Annotated in this window: 17 protein-coding genes; 4 read left to right on the top strand and 13 right to left on the bottom strand. The window is 35.4% G+C overall.

Annotated features, from left to right (window positions below):
* Positions 1-6: 6 nt before the first annotated feature.
* Positions 7-1,371 (bottom strand): phospholipase D family protein, encoded by a 1,365-nt coding sequence (locus tag FXW34_RS05805; protein ID WP_147533009.1) that lies wholly within the window; start codon positions 1,369-1,371, stop codon positions 7-9.
* A gap of 44 nt (positions 1,372-1,415) precedes the next feature.
* Positions 1,416-2,522: a hypothetical protein gene (locus tag FXW34_RS05800; protein WP_147533008.1), complete on the bottom strand. Its 1,107-nt coding sequence runs from the start codon at positions 2,520-2,522 to the stop codon at positions 1,416-1,418.
* Positions 2,523-2,717: 195 nt separating this feature from the next.
* Between FXW34_RS05800 and FXW34_RS05795 the strand changes: the two genes are divergently transcribed.
* A complete protein-coding gene (locus tag FXW34_RS05795) occupies positions 2,718-4,196 on the top strand; it encodes a recombinase family protein (RefSeq protein WP_147533007.1) in 1,479 nt (492 codons plus the stop codon).
* 189 nt (positions 4,197-4,385) lie between these two features.
* On the opposite strand, the gene FXW34_RS05790 is transcribed toward FXW34_RS05795, so the two are convergent.
* The 6 genes from FXW34_RS05790 to FXW34_RS05760 form a co-directional block, all read right to left on the bottom strand.
* The gene (locus FXW34_RS05790) at positions 4,386-5,048 is read right to left on the bottom strand and encodes an acetate uptake transporter (RefSeq protein ID WP_147533006.1); all 663 of its coding nucleotides are present in this window, start codon (positions 5,046-5,048) and stop codon (positions 4,386-4,388) included.
* A 150-nt stretch (positions 5,049-5,198) separates the two neighbouring features.
* The gene (locus tag FXW34_RS05785) at positions 5,199-6,593 is read right to left on the bottom strand and encodes a M20/M25/M40 family metallo-hydrolase (protein ID WP_147533005.1); all 1,395 of its coding nucleotides are present in this window, start codon (positions 6,591-6,593) and stop codon (positions 5,199-5,201) included.
* A gap of 61 nt (positions 6,594-6,654) precedes the next feature.
* Entirely contained in the window at positions 6,655-7,692 is a 1,038-nt protein-coding gene (locus FXW34_RS05780) for a hypothetical protein (protein ID WP_147533004.1), read from the bottom strand.
* 893 nt (positions 7,693-8,585) lie between these two features.
* On the bottom strand, positions 8,586-9,413 hold the full coding sequence (locus FXW34_RS05770) for an ABC transporter permease subunit (RefSeq protein ID WP_147533002.1): 828 nt from the start codon (positions 9,411-9,413) through the stop codon (positions 8,586-8,588).
* A gap of 3 nt (positions 9,414-9,416) precedes the next feature.
* Positions 9,417-10,316: an ABC transporter ATP-binding protein gene (locus FXW34_RS05765; protein ID WP_147533001.1), complete on the bottom strand. Its 900-nt coding sequence runs from the start codon at positions 10,314-10,316 to the stop codon at positions 9,417-9,419.
* Positions 10,317-10,511: 195 nt separating this feature from the next.
* Positions 10,512-10,739, bottom strand: coding sequence for a hypothetical protein (locus tag FXW34_RS05760; RefSeq protein WP_147533000.1), 228 nt, complete (start codon positions 10,737-10,739; stop codon positions 10,512-10,514).
* Between the two features lie 299 nt (positions 10,740-11,038).
* On the opposite strand from FXW34_RS05760, the gene FXW34_RS05755 reads away from it, so the two are divergent.
* From FXW34_RS05755 to FXW34_RS05745, 3 genes are all read left to right on the top strand, one after another.
* Entirely contained in the window at positions 11,039-11,806 is a 768-nt protein-coding gene (locus FXW34_RS05755) for an ABC transporter ATP-binding protein (RefSeq protein WP_147532999.1), read from the top strand.
* Positions 11,793-13,706 (top strand): ABC transporter permease, encoded by a 1,914-nt coding sequence (locus tag FXW34_RS05750; RefSeq protein ID WP_147532998.1) that lies wholly within the window; start codon positions 11,793-11,795, stop codon positions 13,704-13,706. Before FXW34_RS05755 ends, FXW34_RS05750 begins: the two co-directional genes overlap by 14 nt.
* 376 nt (positions 13,707-14,082) lie before the next feature.
* Positions 14,083-14,304 carry a hypothetical protein gene (locus tag FXW34_RS05745; RefSeq protein WP_147532997.1) on the top strand — a complete coding sequence of 74 codons (222 nt, stop codon included), beginning with the start codon at positions 14,083-14,085 and terminating at the stop codon, positions 14,302-14,304.
* 112 nt (positions 14,305-14,416) lie between these two features.
* On the opposite strand, the gene FXW34_RS05740 is transcribed toward FXW34_RS05745, so the two are convergent.
* The 5 genes from FXW34_RS05740 to FXW34_RS05720 all read right to left on the bottom strand — a co-directional run bounded on the left by FXW34_RS05740 (position 14,417) and on the right by FXW34_RS05720 (position 21,330).
* The gene (locus tag FXW34_RS05740; RefSeq protein ID WP_147532996.1) at positions 14,417-16,681 is read right to left on the bottom strand and encodes a putative bifunctional diguanylate cyclase/phosphodiesterase; all 2,265 of its coding nucleotides are present in this window, start codon (positions 16,679-16,681) and stop codon (positions 14,417-14,419) included.
* A 244-nt stretch (positions 16,682-16,925) separates the two neighbouring features.
* Complete coding sequence (gene hcp / locus FXW34_RS05735) at positions 16,926-18,578, bottom strand: hydroxylamine reductase (protein WP_222705312.1); 1,653 nt, start codon at positions 18,576-18,578, stop codon at positions 16,926-16,928.
* A 388-nt stretch (positions 18,579-18,966) separates the two neighbouring features.
* On the bottom strand, positions 18,967-19,191 hold the full coding sequence (locus FXW34_RS05730) for a hypothetical protein (RefSeq protein ID WP_147532994.1): 225 nt from the start codon (positions 19,189-19,191) through the stop codon (positions 18,967-18,969).
* A 130-nt stretch (positions 19,192-19,321) separates the two neighbouring features.
* Positions 19,322-20,803, bottom strand: coding sequence for a S41 family peptidase (locus tag FXW34_RS05725; protein ID WP_147532993.1), 1,482 nt, complete (start codon positions 20,801-20,803; stop codon positions 19,322-19,324).
* 59 nt (positions 20,804-20,862) lie between these two features.
* A complete protein-coding gene (locus tag FXW34_RS05720; protein ID WP_147532992.1) occupies positions 20,863-21,330 on the bottom strand; it encodes a hypothetical protein in 468 nt (155 codons plus the stop codon).
* Between the last annotated feature and the right edge of the window lie 78 nt (positions 21,331-21,408).

Genomic DNA, 21,408 nt, shown 5'->3' with positions numbered 1-21,408 from the left:
GCAATTTTAATTCTTAGTTGTAACTTTATTTCTAAAAGTAATTAATTGATATAATGGCAAAAGCTGTCTTATCTTCTTAAGTGTAAACTTTGCAAGAGTGATTCTGTCTTTTAATATATCACTATTAGGTGATAGTAAATAGCTACAGAAAGATTCATAACCTGCCTTATCATATTTCTTATAAAAACCAATAAAATCTTCTGCTTCATTCTTGTCAAAGGAAAAACTTGCTATTGTTCTATCGTTCTTTGCATCGGTTATATACCATGTAAATCCTTTTCCCTTTAATTTTGCAATTTCTCTAATAATACTTTCTATTTTCACTTTATCAGGTTGGTTAATAATATCATGCATAGTTCCCCTATCCACAGCATCATTAGCGACAGAATGAAAAAGAACTATTTCAAAACCATTGCTAACTAAACAAAATTGGATACAACCATGTTTTTGAAATCCCATATATTCATCAGATGATGTATAACTTCCTCTTGAAGGAGATAAAAACGCATTTAACTGCTTTACTTCCTGCTCTGTTTTCCCATAACGCACACCTATCCAAGAAACTCGATTATGGTTAAAATAATTTGGTTCAATTCCGGATGTTAAATTATTCAACTTCCAATGTTCATGCAAATCTAATAAATTTACATGTTTTTTTAATAACTTGTGGATGCTTGCCAATTTATCTCGAATTAACTTTCGTCTTTCTTTAATTTCGTTATTATTTAAAATAGCATTTCTATGGAATAGAGATTCATAATCTTCATAAGTAAAATAATGCTTAGTTAAATCATACTCATCCCTCTCAAATGAATCCCCATTTGTAATTCTTCGATTTAGCTTTTTCCTAATATTTTTTTGTAAGTTATTTAATTTTAATAGTTCCGCTTCAATTTCCTTATAATAATCTATAATTATACTATCTACTAAACTAGCATTATTCTTACAATAATCAAAAAACAGGAGTATCCTATCTACGTTATGTTTATCTCCTTCATGATAGCTCATAAACTCTAAGTTTCTTTGAAATCCACCTTGAGTTAAATTAGCAGAACCGTGAATAAGTTCGAAATCCCCATCTTCCTTTTCCACTAGGTAAACCTTGGCATGTAATTGTAAAGAGTCCACAATAAAGACATTTGCGATATTACTTAATTCTTTCAACAGAAAGACAGGGGAAGTGTTACTAAACTCAGTTGATAAAAAAATAACGACCTTTGATTTAGGTAATTTATTTTTATTGACTATATCTTTTAATAAGTTTAAACCAAACTCAGAAAAGTAAGCTGTTGCAATTCGAATTGATTTTATTTTACTTAGCCTTTCAAAATATTCTACTAAATTACCACGTTTCCATTGGTAATTAACCAATTCAGTCCCCCCTTATCTGATATTACTTACTACATTTTTATCTCTTATATGTAATCATCTTCCTGCCATTCAATAATTTCATATTCTGACATTTCATCCTTCATTCCTATGTAGGTAGCTACCGATAGAATAACAAGTGTCATACTACTGAACACTTGACTGACATGAATAACTTTACCAAAAGTGGTTGTTCCTAAGTCCAAAGAAAAGTTATAAGCAGAAACGGACATGCTATATAAAAAATAATCAATAAATGAAGTCATGGAGCCATTATTAAATGAATTACTTATGTAGGTACCAGATAAATAATAAATACAACAGAATAATAATATAAATTCAAAATAACTATGTAAGGCGAGTGATATCCTATTTCCTCTTTTTAAATTAGAAGACTTGTAACCTATACTTAAATTTGAATAATTCATTTTTGCCCCTACCACATCTTTGTAAAAGGCAAATACAACTTCTATTATCCTTGATAGTAAATGAAATACGAGAAACGTATAAAATACTCCCTCTACTTTAAAAATAGCAATTATGCAGATAATACAAGCTATAACAACATTACCCCAGTTTGAATAAATTACGAAGTCCTTCCGCCGATTTTTTTGCTGATGAATTTCACAATTATATTTACCACGTTCTTCTTCACATTGGATATACTTTTTACTTATTGTATTATAATGCCCTTCGCCTTTTTTTATGGGACATTCAGAATTTAACTTTTCACTCCATAAGATTGCCTTAAAATTGGAAGCAAAAGAATAATCCGGACTAATTACCCTTAACAATATGTTTTTTAATCTTGATGGACTCTTACTGGATTGCTCTTTATCCGTCACAAACTTAAATATTGCTATCCAATAAAAGTTATCTTCGAGTTGCGAGTTTGGTATTTGTATTTTATTTGATTTTTTAACCAACCAAAATGTAAGGAAATGTAATATGTAAGCTATAAAATATGAAATTAAGTAGCCCCAAAACCATATATAATATTCGATACCTAGAAAGCGCGTACCATATTTAAAAAATCCTATTTCATTTGTCAAATTATTTGAAAGTCCACTTGCATTTATAATTGCCGCAAATAGTATAAAAATAGCCCAACTTTTAAATTTCCAGGATATATTATTCATTTGCTTCCTATTCATATGTTCCTCCTATTTTGATAATGCCTTACAATCCGTATTCCAACAATTTCTAATTATACCATGTTTGACTTTATCAAAATAACTATAAACAACCTAAAAAGTATTCATTACAGATTAAATAATTAAAAAACTGACAATATTAGTTCACAGGTAAACATTACTACATCTCAACAAATGGAATGGGAGTTGAGATGATTGAAATGTGCAGTATACATTCGTGTATCGACTGATAAGGAAGAACAGAAAACCTCATTGGAAAATCAGCAGCGGTTCTTTTACAACATTATCGTGGAGAAAGGATGGGATTTGTTTCGTTTTTATATTAATGTGGAATCAGGAACAAAAGATAAAAAGCGGGAAAACTTGCGGCAATTGATTGAGGACGCAAAGCAACATAAGTTTGATGTCATCCTTTCAAAGGAACTATCGCGACTAGCAAGGAATGGGAAGCTTTCATACGAAATAAAGGATATTGCTGAAAAGCATAATATCCACATCATCACCTTTGATAATGCGATTAATTCACTTGAGGGCAATATTCATATGTTCGGCTTATATGCATGGGTATATGAACAAGAATCACAGCGTACTTCTGAGCGTATCAAGGCTGCTCTAAATACCAATGCCAAAAGAGGAGATTTTCACGGTTCAAATGCTCCCTATGGATATAAAGTATTTGATAAGAAACTTATCTTTGCAGATGATAATACACCTGAAGTGGTTAAGAGCATTTTCGAATTATATTTGAATGGAAAGGGTTTCGATTCTATTGCTCGTTCTCTTTCCAAAAAGGGATACCCAACACCCTCTCAGGTAGCAGAGAAGAGCAATGCAGGTCGTTTTTGGCATGGTTCCACTATTAAAACCATACTAAGTAATCCACATTATACAGGTGATTTAGTTCAAGGAAGGGAGACTACTAGAAGTGTTACCTCCCAGTCCAGACACAGTGTTCCTGAAGAAAACCAAATTGTTGTAAAGAACACTCACCCTGCAATTATTTCACATGAAATGTTTGATGCCGTTCAAGAGCTAATGAAAAGCCGCAAAAAAAATCATCCAAAAGTAAAAAAACATCTTTTTACGAATGTCTTATATTGTTCTGATTGTGGAACAGGCATGTGGTACCGGCAGAATCGAATTGGTTATATTTGCGGGAGTTACGCTCGTCATGGGAAAATCGCTTGCACTCAAAGAACGATAAAAGAAAAGGATTTAAAAGAAACAATCCTTTCTGATATTAAAAAAATGGCTCAAGTTATTAATGATAAGGAATACCTAAATAACCTAGCCATAGATGCTCAAAAGAAGCAAAAGCAAGTTACTCAAATTTTAATCAACATTGAAAATGAGATTAAAGCTTCTAAAGCAAAAAAGAAACGTTTCCTTGAGATGCTTGCAGAAAAACAAATCACCCATGAAGAATACCGGGAAGTTGCTGATGAAAATCAGGGACGGATAAATGAATTGAATATAAAAAGGAGTGGGCTTGAAGCCTCACTCCGACATGATGAATTTTTAGTACGTATTGAAAACCTTCGGAATTCGATTAACCGTTTTTTACCATTTGATGACGTAACAGAGGAACTGCTCCATCAGTTCGTCGAGCGAATTGAGGTAGATAAAAGCGGAATTCCTAAAATAATTTATAGGTTTTCAATATTACCGAATTAATTTTCTCTCAAAACTATCTGCGACACGCATTCAACATGTGTCGAGGGTAGTTAGGGGGTGGTGTGTTTGTTGTTTACGATATTAAATACTTCAGGAGACTAAAAAAAGAGCACCCCAAAAGAGATGCTCTAAACTACTATATATGAAAGAATGAAACGTTCTATCCTTCTGTATTATGCAGTATTTGTTTTACCCAACCTTAAGCTGTCTTTCAGTTCTCTGTTCATTAACATTTTGTTTTGTAAATATCCCAAATGGTTTACCTACTGGTAAAACAACTTGGCCAAAATGTGGATTTAAGATTGCTGCTGCAGAACCATAGAATGATAGTAAAGCGATGAGCAATTCAGATATGGCTGCAAGCATATGAGAAAACTCATACATTATGCCAAATGAGCTTAGGGACAATCCGACAAATAAGAAATCGATTAGGACAAAAATAGAAAACAGTACTTTATGGGTTTCCATTGCACCTACTGTCATAAATATGCTAAAGATTAGATAGCCGACGAATGCAACACCTAGCTGTTTCGTATCCCCGTTAGCAAGGAGATTTTCACCGAAAGCACCTAGTTGAATCAACCATGTTGTTCCGACTCCAAACCAAAATAATCCGAATGCTCCAAATGCCGTTGTTCCAAAAATATTATTCTTTTTTGCATCTAGGAAACTTGCGATTAGTTGTGCAAGGCCACCTAAAAAGAAAGCCCATGGTAGGATTAAAGCAGTGCCTTCTGTCAGTCCTAATTTTTGTGATGATGCTACGAGTGTAACCATGGCTAAACCAAACAGCCCAAGGGCAGATGGATCAGCAGTAACGATTTTTACTGAGGTATGATTATGCGTGTTCAATGGTGTCTTACTCCTCCTTAGTTATATGCCTTCATAAAGATACGGGAGAATCGCCTGTTTTGTCAATCAATCCTGGATATTTACGTTCCAAAGAATTTGCAAGAATTCACAAGAATTTCAGTAGACAAAAATCAAAGGTTTTAAAGGTTATTACAACGCTCTTTTCATTAAAGTCGCTGCATATTTTTCCCTTTCAATTGTACGTAATGTTCTTTGTAATTCTCTCCCATTATTCATCACTGCTTTGACGAGTTCGGCAGTTCTGTAAGAATCGTCCACGTTTAGTGATTCTCTCTCACTATGTTCGTTTTTGTAGCCTGCTGATAAATTAACGCTTTGGATGCCGTGTTGAGCCCAGATGGCGGTGTCGCTGCTTCCTCCTTTGGTAACAGCCCAACCACTTAAGCCTGCTGCAACTGCTATTTTTTCGAAAAATTCACCATATCGTGTATCGCAAAACTGGATGTAGCCTCCACATGAGGTGACGATGTCTCCGTTGCCACGGCGGTCGACGACTATGGCTGCATCTATGTTCCATAGGAAATAGTCATCTACTTGGCTCGCACCTACTAAACCACATTCTTCTTCGACAGTGAAAATGAATTTGATTTTCCCGCTAAAGGATGTATCGTTTACTTGTTCCGCTTGGTGAAGGATTACTGCAACACCCGCTCGGTCATCAGCTCCCAGTATCCCCTTGCTGCTGGTCCAGCTGTTTCCTTCCTTCAATATTTTTCGGTCATGATCAATTTCGAAGACTGTATCAAGATGTGCATTTAATAGAATGGTAGGTCCTTGCCCACCGCGGTACGTTTTTTCTGCTAAAATATTTCCGTATCGGTCAACAGTTAAGTGGTCGACATGCGGTGTTAATTTTTCTAAAACGTAATTACGTACTTGAGCTTCATCCCCGCTCGCACCGGGAATCATGAGTAATTCCTCCAGCATGTTGTGAAAAAGCTGTTTTTTAATAAAATCAATTCCTTTAGCTAACCATTCTGGATCTACTAAGCTAAGTTTCTCAGCAAGATCCAGTAGTTCAGAGGGTGTTAATCTGAAGGCAATCTGATGGTAAGTTGGCGATTTGTGATTAGGTTGGATTTTGATTCCTAGGGCATGTAGTAGTTCTACAAGCTGATGAACATTGCTTTCCTTGATGATCATCACATACGGGTTTCTTTTTCCATGACCGTCGCATGAGCCGTTCGTATAATATCCTAGGCGGTTTAATTGACGAACGATGCCAGCAATATAGGTGTCCAGCTCGCGAATCTTTGGTTCATCGATACCTGGACGGAACCATAGGTCTCCACCTACGCCACGATATCTGTATTGAACGGCTTGGATCCATGCGTCTTCTTGAATCACATCTATTGGTAATTCAAGCAGGCCGTCTTGAAATTGATAAGGAATATTTGCATTCTCAAGACATTGAAATAGGAAATCAAGATTTTCTTCCGTTTCTTTTCTGCAATCAAATACATTTCCTTCCTGCTTTGCTACCTTCCACCCATGACGTACTAATAATTGATTCCAGTTTTTCATACAATCATCTCCCTCGCTTTGATGAGTTTATTATCTCATCAGGTCGATGACAGACCTGTCATTAGCCAAGGATGAAGTTGTCATCACTGCGATGGATGATGATAAACGGAATCAGTTGATTGTAATAATACGCCGTTTCTTGATGATCCGGTTTGTTTTCAATGACTTTTATCGGAATCCCTGCATTTGAGAGCCGTTGGTTTAATCTGGTAATGTTTTGTATATATGTATTTGTTGGTATTTCACCATTCTCATCGGCGTTATTAAACAAATCGTACACATCATGTTTAGTAATTGGGGTATCTAGATTGCTTTTCAACAAAAGAAAGCGAAGCAATTCAACTTGATTTTTTGATAATGGCTTGTCTTTTTGATTATATGAAATGATATTCTCTCTTTTTGTTAAATCAAGTATCATCGTATTATTTCGTTCGAAAGCAGCTTCACATTCTTCCAAACTGCAGTATCTGCTACCTTCATTTGTGATGATTTGATATCCATGTTTTTCGATAAGAGCTTCATTATGTTTTATTAAATGAAATAAAGAAGATGTTTCATATTTCTGAATGACATTAGGCTTTACATTCAATTCCAATTCATCAAGTGATCTTTGTGCATTTTGGGCAATGAACAAACCACAGTTGGCTAAATACAAATGACAATAGTACAACTGCTGTTGATTTAAGTGGTATTGCTTGTTATTATCGCGCGTCTGAATTTTGAGCGCATTTTCAAAATGGATTAGAGCTGTAGTGAATTTCCTTTTTTTATAGTTTAGGAACCCAAGACGATAATGGACAATTGGCAGATGTCGTTCATACTTAAGTGCATCCTTTAAGGTAGACTCTGCAGCATGGTCGTCCTTTTGATATACAGTCTTTAAGTATGTACCGTGTTGAATAAGATAGGAGATTAATTTTGTTTTGATTTTTTCTAAACTGGTGATATATTCACTAGTCTTGTCGGCTGATATTTTGGATAGGAGTGCTTTATAAATAGAGATACGCATATAAACGATACCATTATTCTCATCTTCCTCGGCATCAAGTAGCTCCTGTTCCATATCCAAAAGTTCATCAATCGTTTTGTTTTCATACATATCGATTCTACCTCCTGATATCTTTTCCGGTGCATATTTATAGATTTTAACTTAATTTGATTTTATTAAAATCCTTAGTGTTTTTGTTATTTATTTCATAGGATTGTAGCAAAAAGAACACCTTTTTTGTGTCCTTTATAGAAAACTAAGAATTGTTATACATATACTCGATACTACTCGACAGAAATTTTTAATTGTTACCATTCTGTAGATTGATGGGCGCTGTTAAACCCAATAGTTGATTTCCTTGTGTATGAGTAATAAGTGGAGAAATTCCCCTTAAAACGGGAAATACCTATATTTCCCTAAAAATAACAGGAGTTTTTCCGCTTATTTCATAAAAATCTTTGGATTTTGCCTATTTTGGAGTAGTTAAGCGGATTTTCTCCTCTTATATCTGCTCATTTTGCCTCACCTAACTATATTAAGCGGAAATTCTCCCCCTATCATTATATCTACACGAAAATCAACACTGAACTTCAACAGATCTTGTTGATAAAAACGAAACTTAATGTAATCCTAAACGTAAATATTTTTAAATAAGCAGAATATACAATATAAAATGATAAAAAGGATTGAGCACAATGAAGGAATGGTGGAGAAAGAAGAAAGCAGCGTCAAGAAAGAGCAACAAAGATAGTAATAAGTATACGGTCGTAGATTTCCTTTTGGATGTACTTATTTGGGTGCCAGAATTATTATTTTTGCCTTTCAGAATGCTGTTTTGGATGTTTAGAGGTTTGATGAGGTATGTTTTCGATTTTGTCAATTAATTGTTCCAGAATCAATTGATATTGATAATGTGATGCAGCACAAAAAAATAAAACCCTTAAACAAAGAAGTTTTTGTTTAGAAGGTTTTATTTTTTTGGGAGTGATATCTCTTTCAGATTCTTAATGGATTTGCTTTTCGAACAACACGTATCTATCATTATTTTTTGAAATGAATATCCATAAGACAAAGTTTATGATTAGTAATGCTACGGAAATGAGGATGATGAGCTGAACTCCTAGTAAAAATAGTCCACTAACCTGGCCAATCAGTAGGGCGATGACTGGTAAAAGGATGATGCCACCGAAGTTCTGGGCTTCTTGATACGTCTTTACCCTTGATGAAATAAGGACATTGAGCAGCACTGTCAGCAAGATTACCATTGGCGAAAGACAGACGATTAACGCAACCCAGTTACCTGATGGGAAGATGAGTTCGCCAAACAAGTTATAGCCCAAAGAATTGATGATGATTCCAATTAGCACAAAACTGATGATAGACACAAAAAATGGCGGGATGAAAGCTGCGATTGTTTTGCTCAGGAATAGCGTTTTAATCGAAATCGGTGAAAATAATAAGCTTTCGAGTGTGCGGTTTTCCTTTTCACCAACAAAGCTGTTCGCGGCCACTGACATCGCTGTAATGATCGGAACGAGCAAAAATAAGTTTGGCAGCATAAAATTGATGAACATATAAATTATTTGTTGTTCCATTGAATAGGAAGAAAACTGATCACCTGTTGTACTTTTTAGAAAAGCATCGATTAGTTTCTGTACATCATTTCCGGCGATTTTTTCGGCATCGAAAAATACAGCTCCTCCCACTAAAATGGAAGGGAAAATCACAGAAAAGATAATCGGGATGATAATCATCGTTACCAGCAATGTTTTACTTCTAAAAATATCTTTAATATCTTTTTTTATTAAGGCTTTGCTTATATAAGTGCCCATGATTTACATCCCCCTTACCTTAAAATAAATCGATTGTAGGTCATTATTCATAATCGTAACTGAATAAACAGGATCTGTTTTCAGCAGGTTATTAAGCAAACTTGGGATGTCTTTTTTACTAGGCAGCTCGAAAACGACCATGGATTCTTCTTCCAATTTGCAAGGAAACCCGGAGAAATGGTTATCTTGCGGCTTGAATGTCGTATTCACTTTTACGACGACGTTTTGAACATATTTTTCCTCTAATTCTGTTAGTGTTCCTTGTTCAGCTATTGTCCCATTTTCGATAAACGCAAAAGTATCGCAGATTGTCTCCAATTGATGCAGGACATGAGAACAAATAATCATCGTCGTCCCTGTTTCCTGATTGTATTTTTTCAAATAGGATAAGACCATTTGAATCCCATCGGGGTCTAAGCCATTTGTCGGTTCATCTAAAAAAAGAATGTCCGGCTTGTGTAACAGCGCTTTAGCCAGAGCTAACCGCTTTTTCATTCCGGTACTATACTTACCTACTGGTTTATCCTGATGTTCAGTCAAATCAAACAGGTCAAGTAGCTCAGTCAATCTCTTTTTATCCTTTACCCCATATAAATCAGCGAATAATTCTAGATTCTCTTTGCCGCTCATCTGATGATAAAGTCCCGCACTCTCCGTCACAATTCCGGATATTTTTCTAATGGTATCACCCTCTGTGGCAGGATCCATTCCGTTTAATAAAATCGTTCCTTTTTCTGGTTTGATTACACCATTCAAGATCCGGATAAAGGTCGTTTTCCCAGAGCCATTGGGACCAAGTAACCCGACTATTTCTCCTTTTTCCACCTTAAAGTTCACATTTTTTAGTACGTTTTGTTCACCAAATGATTTATACAAACCTTCCACATTTATGAAACTAGTCATGTTTTTCACGGTCCTTTTTATATGATTAAAATCAAACTAGTACAAAAGCTTGGTCATCATTATTTTTATTGCAATAAAGGTTTCTTGGGAAAATTCCCATTATATGTATTCAACATGTAAATCATAAATACCTGTATTGTCGATAGGAGTTCTTTTAATCAAGGTTTTTCAATCAAAAAAATACCATTCCCGATGTTAATCGAAAATGGTCACCTCGTTTAATTCCTGTAACAGGTCTACTACCTGGTCTTCGTTATAGAACGCGACTTCTTCCTTCCCCGTCCACATTCTTAATCGTCTTTTTAAGATCTTGAAAAACTCCTCATAGGACATGTCCTGCCCTTGCATTGAGCGAAGTTTTTCGATTACACTTCTTGGACCATGGTACTTAAACTCCCTGTCCTCTAGCACAAATTTTCTCATTTGGTACACCATCCTCCCCCATGATTCCATTTTATTTTCCGCAATTCTTCCATTAATATTGCCTTCTTTGCGAAAAAATCACCCACATGTTTACACTTTATTAACTCGGATTACTATGGACTAGGTCTATGGTCTTAAATTTTATAAAGGCTTGAGGCGGTTTTTAATATCCAATAAAATTCGTATGCTTAATATACGGTTTCGGATGCCGAGACTAAGTGACCACTCAATTTGAAAATATTAATAATAGAAATAATTCGTTCGTGATTTCAAAGGCGTAATTTATGGAGGGCAAATATATGAAAACTATTATAGAAGCAAAACAAGTCAAAAAAACATATGGAACAAAAGAAAATGTATTTACGGCAATCGATGAATTTAACTTAACTGTCAGGCAAGGTGAATTCGTTGGAATTATGGGCCCTTCTGGTGCTGGAAAATCAACATTGCTCAACATTTTAGCGACGATTGATGAACCTACTGGAGGAGACGTAAAGATTGATGGAACAAGCATTGTAAAGATGAATGAAGAGAAATTATCCGCTTTTCGCCGAGATAAGCTTGGATTCATTTTTCAAGATTATAATTTATTAAATACTTTAACGGTAAAAGAAAATATCCTACTCCCACTAGCACTGGCAAAAATGAATGTTCAGGAGCTTGAAAAAAGAGTGAATGAAGTTGCGGTTAAGTTTGGGATTGTTGAAATATTAGAAAAGTACCCCTATCAAATCTCTGGAGGACAAAAACAGCGAACGGCTGCTGCACGGGCGATTGTGGCAAAGCCAAGTTTAATCCTAGCCGACGAACCTACTGGTGCACTAGATTCCAAATCGGCAACTGATTTATTGGAAGGTTTAAAGGGTTTAAGTGAACATGACCAAGCTACGATCTTAATGGTTACACACGATGCCTTTGCCGCGAGTTATTGTCAGAGGGTGATTTTTATAAAAGACGGGAAATTGTTTACTGAACTTATTAAGGGCGAAAGTTCCCGTAAGCAATTTTTCAATAGAGTTTTAGATGTACTAGCTACACTTGGAGGTGGCGTAAGTGACGTTATATAGTTTGGCGTGGAAAAACATTAAAGGGAATTTCAGCAATTATCTCGTCTATTTTAGTTCATTGGTTTTTTGTATGGTCATTTACTATACATTTGTTTCTTTACAATATAGTGATGATATCCAAAGTAGCATTTTGCTATCGGATACGATGAATTTTATGTTTCTAGCGGCATCCGTCGTATTAATTATCTTTGTTGCTGTGTTTATTTTATATTCAAATACATTTTTCACCAGGCAGAGGAAAAGAGAAGTTGGGCTTTATTCGATGCTAGGCTTGCGAAAGAAAACCATCGGGAAAATGTTGTTTTATGAAAATCTCATCATGGGTATCATCGCTCTAGTGATCGGAATTGGTCTTGGTACGATTATTTCAAGTTTATTTTCATATATATTAATCCATTTAATGGGCTCAACCGTCGAAATAGGCTTTGGCTTTTCTTTAAAAGCAATAATCCAAACAGCGCTTGTATTTATGGTAATTATCCTATTTACATCTGTTCAAGGTTATCGTTTAGTGTATCGTTTTAAATTAATCGAATTATTTAATGCCGAGAAAAAAGGCGAAGAAGTTCCTAAGGTTTCCCCTCTATCCATTGCAATCGGACTTATTTTTCTTATAGCAAGTTACCTGCTAATCCTAAGACCATTTCCGGATGAATTAACAATTGAATATATCCAATTGAATTATGGGATCGCATTAGTTTTACTTATCATTGGTTCTCAACTCTTTTTCCGCTCTGTCACTGTATTTTTATTAAAGCTAGCGCAAAGAAATAAAGCGCGTTATTACCGAGGCACAAACTTAATTGAAACGGCACAACATCTTCATCGAATTAAAGGTAATGCTCGGACGTTTACGATGATTGCCTTATCCAGCGCTTTTACTATTAGCTTGTTCGGAGCAACATACGGTGGATATTATGGCAATGAAAAGCAAGCAATTGAGGATGCAGCATTTAGTTATTCTCATTTATCAAGGGATGAGGCTTTTGATGGTCAGATAGAAAATATGATTTTGAACGATAAAAGCCATCCTGTATTGGCGCAACTTGATCTCTCGGTTATTGAAGTGAAAGGGAAACTCTCATTTGAATTCGATTATCTAACTGATCCTATAAAATTAATACCTATAAGTTCTTTTAATGAGGCTTCTTTGGCTTTGGATAGAAAAATAAAGTTGTCACTTTCAGGTAACGAGGCTGCGGTGATCAAACCGAGAGCAACAGAATTTACCGATAGTACCTTTAAAGCTCAAAAGTTAGCGTTACAAAATCAAGAACTTATCTTTACAGAAATGGTGGAAGGCAGTTTGCTTCCATTCGATTATCCGGACTTCTTTGTCGTCGTTAGTGATGATGTTTTCCAAGAAGTTTCCGAGCAAGTTGCTCCATTAACTTATAAGTTGTATGAAGTAGAGGATGAAAAAAGGACTGAAGAAACTGGATTGAAAATCGACGAACTCACTCGTGATGACTTCCAGGCTTCTGCTTCCTTTTATGTAGAATATAAGGAAGGAAAAGAAGGAAATGCACTGAATCTATTTATACTCGGGTTTTTAGGACTGGTATTTTTGACAGCGACGGGAAGCATTCTTTATTTTAAACAATTAACAGAAGCAAACGAAGTGAAGCCAAACTATGAAATATTAAGAAAAATTGGTGTCGGCAAAAAGCAAATTCGCAAAACGATCAGCAAACAGATGCTCTTCGTATTCGGATTACCATTAATTGTTGGTATATTACACGGAAGTGCAATCCTCCACTTTGTTAGTAACTTTATGTCAAACCTAATCGGAGCCAATATGTTTGTTCCGATGTTTACAGCTATGGCAGCGTTTGTGTTCATTTATGTTGTTTATTATGTGATGACAGTAAATACGTACAATCAGATTGTGAACAAATAAAAATGGCTGTATATTTGCTTTACTCTATCCTAGGTATACCCTTGAAGCGATTTGGTATTAATTAAAGCGGACACAGAAGACATTATTTGCGGAAAAATACCATCATTTCAAAGTTTTGCGGACAGCAGATTCCTTATTTCGCCCAAATCTTGCTACTCAGACGGTTGTTTGGGCCAATAGCGTATTCTGTGTCCGCTCCCAGCTCAAATATACGGTTTTTGTCACAAATAAAGGCTTGGAAGTCCGCTAACGATCACCTTCTAATTCAAACTCCCCTCTGAAATGATATACCCGATTATTCACATTTTTGAAACTGCTTTAACAGATGTTTTCTACTAAAATAGGATTAAGTACAGATCAGGAGGTTGGTTTGATAATGAAAAATTTAGCTCAAACACAAGAATTCGTTTCTGGAAAAATATACATAGTTGAATCACAAAACGGGAACGTTGATAGATATAGGGTGCTCGCAGAAACGCCCTCCCATTTTATCTTTTATAAGGGGGATGGCGAAAATGTTGATGTCATTGAAAAAGCGAAGAAGGAAATCGTTGGAATATATGAAGTAAAGGATTGGGTAGATTCCCAAGAGAATTAAAGCAACCGAACTTACTTATGCTTTCTACTGTAAATGAAAAAAAATCCTTAACGAGTAAAAAAGGGTGACCGGCACCATCCATTCCTTTGATAGTGCGGTCACCTTTTGCTTTTTAAAGACAGATACTTCTCCGGTTTTCCTCTCGTAACAATTCAATAGACCGAACTTCTGATATCGGTTTGCTGAATAAATACCCTTGGATAATATCGCAGTTATTTTTTAACAGATAATCCTTTTGTACCTGAAGCTCTACACCTTCGGCAACAATTGTTAGTCCAAGCTTATGGGCCATAGAGATAATATCATCTATTAACAGAAATTTGTCATCTGTACTAGTTATTTTTGTGATGAAATATCGGTCTATTTTTAATGTATCAATGGGAAGCTCCCTTATTCTAGCAAAAGACGAGTATCCAGTTCCAAAATCATCTAGCGCAATAGCTATATTGTGTTCTTTTAATATTTGTAGTTTTTCGGTTACAATCTGATAATTCCCCATAAGTACTGATTCAGTGATTTCTAATTCAAGATTGGAGCCATTAACACCTGTTTCGTGAATGATATCCATAACCGTACTTAAAAAATCATCACGGAGAATTTGAATTCCTGAGATATTAACAGCAACTTTAATATCTTCGTAACCTTCATCACTTAATCTCCTGAGAAAACTACAAGCCTTTTGTAATATCAATTTACCGAGGGGAACAATTAGTTGATTCTTTTCTGCAACATCAATGAACTCAACTGGCGATACGAATCCATTGCTTTCGGTCTTCATTCTTGCTAAGGCTTCAAAACAAATAACTTTATCCTTACGTAAATCAATCTGAGGTTGGAATTCTAAATAAATATTCTCAGTATTTTCTTCAGCAATCGATTTTCTAAGCTCTTTATCAATGAGTCGTTCCCTTTGGATTTTACTCTCCATTACTTCATCAAAAAATGCATAGTTGATGGCATCATTATTTCTTATATGCTTCATCGAAATCAAAGCTTCCTTGAGAACTTGATCAATTTTTGTTAATTCAATTTGAAATTCACTTATTCCAATTTTTACTTTTATATTAAGTTCGGCGTCATGAATTCTTAAAGGGGTATCAAATAAATGGCTAATGATGTTCGCGATTAACACCAAGCTTTCACGACTATCATAATTTTCCACATAAAACACAAACCCTTCGGAGGAAAATCGAAAAACCTTCATGTTGCCATCTTCTAACTCTTTAAACTTTCGACTTACTTCTTTTAGTAAATCATCTCCATTTTCATAACCATAAGCTTCGTTAATAAGATGAAAATTAATAAAATTCACGAGCAGAACGGCATTGTTTTTTCCCTTTTTTATTGTCGCTTCTTTTAGATAACTTTTTAAATATTGTTCATTTGGCAAATTTGTTAGTTTATCGAAATAGGCCAATTTCACAAGCCGATTATTTTTTTTATTAGTCGAAATAATGATGAAAAATATCAAGGTGAATATAGTGATTACGATCGAAATTCCTGTAACATAGATTTGCCACATAATTACTTTAGCCTCATTTAATGTCTTAATCATAGCTAAAGTGCCTATCTTTTTTTCATTAGAATAGATTGGAACAAAAACTTCGTACATCTCTTCCCCATTTTGTTTAATTTTGTGCCCGAATTCTTTATTCTTATTTATAGCCTTTATTACTTCATTATTTGTCACCTTGCTACCAATAAGTTTGTTAACCGTACTGCCAATTACTTTATTTTGATTATCAATAAAATAGATCTGATTAACAATGCCGCCTACTTGCATTTCATAGAGTAATTGATTCATTTCAAATCGATCAAGAAACTGAAAAATTTTGTCTGCTCGAACACCAATTTGAATAAAACCACTTTCAGAAACGCGAAAATAACCATATTTATATTGGATACCACTTTCAGCGCTAGGTCGTATTTCCTCCACTTGTTTTAATTCATTGCTTTTCAAGAAATCATAGGAAGGTTGACCCTCATGGGTTTTCCAGCCACGGAAATCTTTTAAATTAGAAAAAATGATTTCGCCTTGAGAATTGAAAAAATTGATTTCATCAACCTCTAGTGTTGCAGCAAGCTCTTCAAATAATTGGTTACTATAGCTTTCAGGATATAAGCCAATTGTTCTACTCGCTACAAGCAGCTTATCTTGAAGCAAATTATTTACTATGACTGTGGCCTCAGCTGACTTTGAAATACTAAGCGAGTAGCTGCTTGCTAAATCTTTTGACATCTCTTCTAAATGCTGATAATAAACTCTATTTATGTTATTAATTGTTAAATAACAAATAATAATAAAGATTAAGGAGAAAATGGTGATTGGTATTAAAAAGCCTTTTTTATCAACATTATATTTACTTTTTTTACTCAATGGAATTCAACTCCTCAATGCCTAAAAACAGTATAGTTAAATATTAAATAAACATACTGTATAAAACATCTAAAAGTTGAAATCTTTCATTTTTTTGTCATAAAGATTGGCTTACCATGAAAATATTTCCATTAAAATGAGAAGAATAGCATCGGATTTTTAGAAATTTCCTTAAACCCCAATCCATAAAAAAGGAGACAGGCACCATCCCTATTTTGTGGATGGTACCTGTCTCCATTTGCTATTAAACTAATGCACCATTCATGAACATTTCCACGTCTTCTGTAGTTGTAGAAATCCCGCCTACACCAAAGTTTTCAACTAAATAGTTTGTTACGTTTGGAGATAAGAATGCTGGTAATGTTGGACCCACGTGAATATTTTTCACACCTAGGTACAGTAAAGATAAGAATACGATTACCGCTTTTTGCTCATACCATGCGATATTGTAAGATAAAGGTAATTCGTTGACACTTTCTAATCCAAATGCGTCCTTCAACTTCAATGCAGTCATAACAAGTGAGTAAGAGTCGTTACATTGACCGGCATCAAGAACACGAGGAATTCCGTTGATATCGCCTAACTCTAGCTTGTTGTAACGATATTTTGCACAACCAGCTGTTAAGATAATTGTATCTTTTGGAAGCTCTTCAGCAAAATCACTATAATAAGTTCTGCTCTTATGGCGTCCATCACAGCCTGCCATAACGAAGAAGCGTTTGATATCACCGTTTTTCACAGCTTCTACCACTTGATCCGCTACTTGAGCCACTTGATTATGGGCAAAGCCGCCAATAATTTCACCTTTTTCAATTTCTACTGGTGGCTGGCATTTCTTGGCATGCTCGATCATTACAGAGAAGTCTTTTGTACCATCTTCATTTTTAGGAATATATGTTACACCTTCAACAGCCGTTGCTCCAGTTGTGTACATTCTTCCTTTATAAGAATCCTTCGGTGGTACGATACAGTTTGTTGTCATTAAAATTGGACCGTTGAAGCTCTCGAATTCACGAGTTTGTTCCCACCATGCGTTTCCATAGTTACCGACAAAGTGGTCATACTTTTTGAAAGCAGGATAGTAGTTTGCTGGTAGCATTTCACTATGTGTATACACATCTACGCCTGTGCCTTCTGTTTGTTTTAATAATTGTTCCATATCTTTTAGGTCATGTCCGCTGATTAAAATACCAGGATTTTGACGTACACCAATGTTTACTTTCGTCATTTCAGGGTGACCATAAGTTGAAGTATTGGCAGTATCTAAAAGCTCCATCGCATGAACGCCGTACTTACCACATTCCATGGATAGCTCAATCAATTGCTCTAAGCCTAAAGAATCATCAGTGATCAGTGAAAGTGCTTTTTGCATGAACGCATTTAGCTCTTCGTTTTCATAAGCAAGGGCTTCAGCATGCTTTAGGTAAGCAGCCATTCCTTTCAGACCGTAAGTCACTAACTCTCTTAATGAACGAATATCTTCATCTCTTGTCGCTAGAATGCTAACTTCTTGTGAAGCAGATTTGATTTCTAGTTGTTCATTTGTTTCTGCTGACCAAGTGACAAAATCGCTATCGTTGTTTACAGTGTGACCAGCTGCAACGATAGCCGCTATAATTTCCTCACGGAGTTTTAATCCTTCACTTACTGTTTTGAAGAATTCATTTTTATCCCAGTTGGCATTTGTAATCGTCATGAAAAGGCTATTTACGATATAGCGATCAGTTTTATTTTGATTTATCCCGATTTCACGAGCCATATTGTTCACAATCGCTACGCCCTTAAGCGTATAGATTAATAAATCTTGCATATTAGCTAAATCGTCTTTTTTCCCACATACTCCAACGATTGTACAGCCTGTACCTTTTGATGTTTCTTGACATTGATAACAAAACATACTCATTTTATACGTTCCCCCATTGCTGATTTTTACATTTTCTAATTCTTCTAAAATAAATAAGCATTTCTCATTTTTAGAATGAATTTGATCTTGTAACACAAGTGATTGCAATATAACCAACTTGTTTACTTCGTTATTATAGATTCAATCATCTGGAATTTGGAGTTCCTTGTGCACCTGTTCATAAATAGGTCGATAACATTTGAACACTTCGTGACAAAAAATCATTTAGTTAAAAACCTCACAGACGATTCTTTCCTGTTTTTGTTTATACGAACTACGTCAGTAGATTGCTCCCTATTGTGATGGATACAAACAACAAAAGACACTCCCTGTAAGGTAGTGCCTTTACGTTGTGTGACTTATGTTTTACTTTTGCTAAATGTTAATCAATATCCTTCACCAACACCAATAGTCCACTGACTGCCTCCTTGATTGCTTGTTCTTTTGTTTCACCAAATCCATTATGGCAAAACCATTCTGATCTTTCGGCAGTGGCGACTGCATGCCAATGATGGCCGTTCAGAAACACATCAACTAATACACCACAAGCTGGATGGTCGTAGTGAAAACGTTCAGTGGCTAGAAGTAGATTGAAATCTAGTGCCATTTTGATATCTCCTTTGCTTCTTTATTTTTACGGAAACAATTGGAGATATTTTTCTTCTGAACGTGATATTCTATTCAAGATTTTGGAAATCATGACGAGACTTTTTGTTGTTTGAGACCAAGTCGACATTTTATTTAAACTGCCCTACTCCAGCCACCATCACCACATCCTTATTTTTCAAAATATCCTCAATACTTGGTCGTACTTCAATATCTGGCGTGACTCCACTGTTTTCTGACATCCCTTTAACTTTGACTTTAAAAAGTTGGGTTGAATAATGCAGGCGAAGACGTGTATTCTTTAAAGCTACGTCCTTTGATCCATCCGTACAAATATAGGTCCCTCCTGTTTCAGCGCCTACAACCGTCCCCAATTGATGATATTTCATAAGCGCGGTAAAGTGGGCAGCCGTTGAAAACACTGCTCCATCAGTTAATACCACCACTTCTAAATTCGGCAAATTGTTCTTTGGTGTTACAGGCTTCGTAAACCCTAGCCAACGATAATAATAGGGCAATTCTGAGCTTATATAGTCAAATTTTTGTGTGGTCAAATAGGACAGTAACTTCTTTGCCAAAAAGGAATCTCCACCAAAATTCCCTCTCAGGTCAATTATTAAATGGTCAATTTTCTCTGCTTTAAGTTTCTCAAAGAAATCGGCCAAAAATCCATCAAACTTATTTTCGTTTTCGTTTGCAAACATTTTGATGGTGAGCACTGCATAATCCTCGAAGATCTTACTCTCAAAGTAATTCCCATCTTTAGTTTCTACAAAGTGCGCATCCCACGCAGTAGTATTGAAATCCTTTCGGGGTATAGCTTGCAATTTAGCATTCTTAGTTTCTCCATCAGCACCTACCAAATCCACTTCAAACCTGTCGCTGCTATCGACAAAATCATAAAATTTAGAGTTAAAATGTTTACTAATCAAAAAGCGGCGTTTGGATTCATAATCTCCATCACCACTTGTATTGTTAATAAGTATGCTGATTATTTCCTCACTAGTTTTTCCGTTAATTGTGAGAAGTTCATCACCAGCGAAAATCCCAGAAGATGGATCATTCTCTATTACATATAAATGATTATCGACAAGTGTTACCTTTAATGGAAAAAATTTTGCTGTATCCTTACGATTCTCATATAACGCTTTTGATATGGATAAATTCGTATGACCGCAATTAACGGCTGCGACAATTGGATTAATCAAACGATAGAATTCAAGCTCCGACATCCCATCCTCAATATTGTTATAAGCATTGTTAAAAAGTTCATTCAGCTTAATTTTATCGGCAAAATAAAGCGGATTCTCCTCGAGAATGTGCTTTTCAAGCTCCTGTAAATCCTGTGTAAGCTCCACCTTCGTATATTCTTTAATGTTGATTGTTTGCGAGTCGACGAATTTCCCGAATGCCCCAACCCAAAATAGAAAACCACCAATGAGAAGCCACGCTCCTACCCATATCCCAAATACCTTTATTCTTTTTCCTTTAAATCGTTTCCTGAACACCACGATACCAACAAAAGAAATTAGTAAAAATAGGATCACGAACAAAATGATAGTATCCATTGGAAAGATTATATACGATTTATTTGCTGAAAATATCATAGGCATGACAACCTCCTATCAGCTTTATGACCAAGATCTATTTTTATAAATCCCCTCCGCGTTCATCAATTGTCTTCCTGATGTGACACCCTCTTTACTCCCTTAGTTTCTAAATCCATTTTGATTTTCCCCTTGGCATTCCTGCCTACGATTTTGATACGATACTTTCCTTTAGAAGTCTTCACTTTATAATTCCCTTTGCTGGTATTCTGGGCAATGTTAGTAACTTCCTGTTTTGGCGTTACTAGCACAATCTTGAAATCACCTTTTTCAATCTCGGTATCATAACGTAGCTTTATCTCACTATTTTCTTTAGCCTCAATTAACCATTGCGATTGCATCCCGGAAAACTTTTTAAATCTAAAATCAACCTGATTTTTTCTTTGATTCCCAATTCTCCCCACAAATGTATAGCTATCTCCTTCCTTAGCAATCTCTAAGTCACTATCATAAATTTCCCCTTTATCCGTCCCGCACCCAAATAATACAGTTAAAAGTGTGAATACTATTACTAGCAGCCCGTACTTCCTCAAATCAATTCCCTCCTCAGGTTTATTTACAAAAAAAACGTCCGCTCCATCAACGAAAAAATGATGTGCGGACGAGACTCT

Source organism: Bacillus marasmi (assembly GCF_902168435.1).
GTDB classification, from domain to species: Bacteria; Bacillota; Bacilli; order Bacillales; family Cytobacillaceae; genus Bacillus_BU; species Bacillus_BU marasmi.
This window is presented reverse-complemented; position numbering and strand designations above follow the sequence as displayed.

What these genes read in the sequence shown, in the direction of transcription:
- FXW34_RS05800 (WP_147533008.1), bottom strand. Translation starts at nt 2,522, where the DNA reads ATGAATAGGAAGCAAATGAATAATATATCCTGGAAATTTAAAAGTTGG.
- FXW34_RS05785 (WP_147533005.1), bottom strand. Translation starts at nt 6,593, where the DNA reads ATGAAAAACTGGAATCAATTATTAGTACGTCATGGGTGGAAGGTAGCA.
- FXW34_RS05780 (WP_147533004.1), bottom strand. Translation starts at nt 7,692, where the DNA reads ATGTATGAAAACAAAACGATTGATGAACTTTTGGATATGGAACAGGAG.
- FXW34_RS05770 (WP_147533002.1), bottom strand. Translation starts at nt 9,413, where the DNA reads ATGGGCACTTATATAAGCAAAGCCTTAATAAAAAAAGATATTAAAGAT.
- FXW34_RS05765 (WP_147533001.1), bottom strand. Translation starts at nt 10,316, where the DNA reads ATGACTAGTTTCATAAATGTGGAAGGTTTGTATAAATCATTTGGTGAA.
- FXW34_RS05760 (WP_147533000.1), bottom strand. Translation starts at nt 10,739, where the DNA reads ATGAGAAAATTTGTGCTAGAGGACAGGGAGTTTAAGTACCATGGTCCA.
- FXW34_RS05755 (WP_147532999.1), top strand. Translation starts at nt 11,039, where the DNA reads ATGAAAACTATTATAGAAGCAAAACAAGTCAAAAAAACATATGGAACA.
- FXW34_RS05745 (WP_147532997.1), top strand. Translation starts at nt 14,083, where the DNA reads ATGAAAAATTTAGCTCAAACACAAGAATTCGTTTCTGGAAAAATATAC.
- hcp (WP_222705312.1), bottom strand. Translation starts at nt 18,578, where the DNA reads ATGTTTTGTTATCAATGTCAAGAAACATCAAAAGGTACAGGCTGTACA.
- FXW34_RS05730 (WP_147532994.1), bottom strand. Translation starts at nt 19,191, where the DNA reads ATGGCACTAGATTTCAATCTACTTCTAGCCACTGAACGTTTTCACTAC.
- FXW34_RS05725 (WP_147532993.1), bottom strand. Translation starts at nt 20,803, where the DNA reads ATGCCTATGATATTTTCAGCAAATAAATCGTATATAATCTTTCCAATG.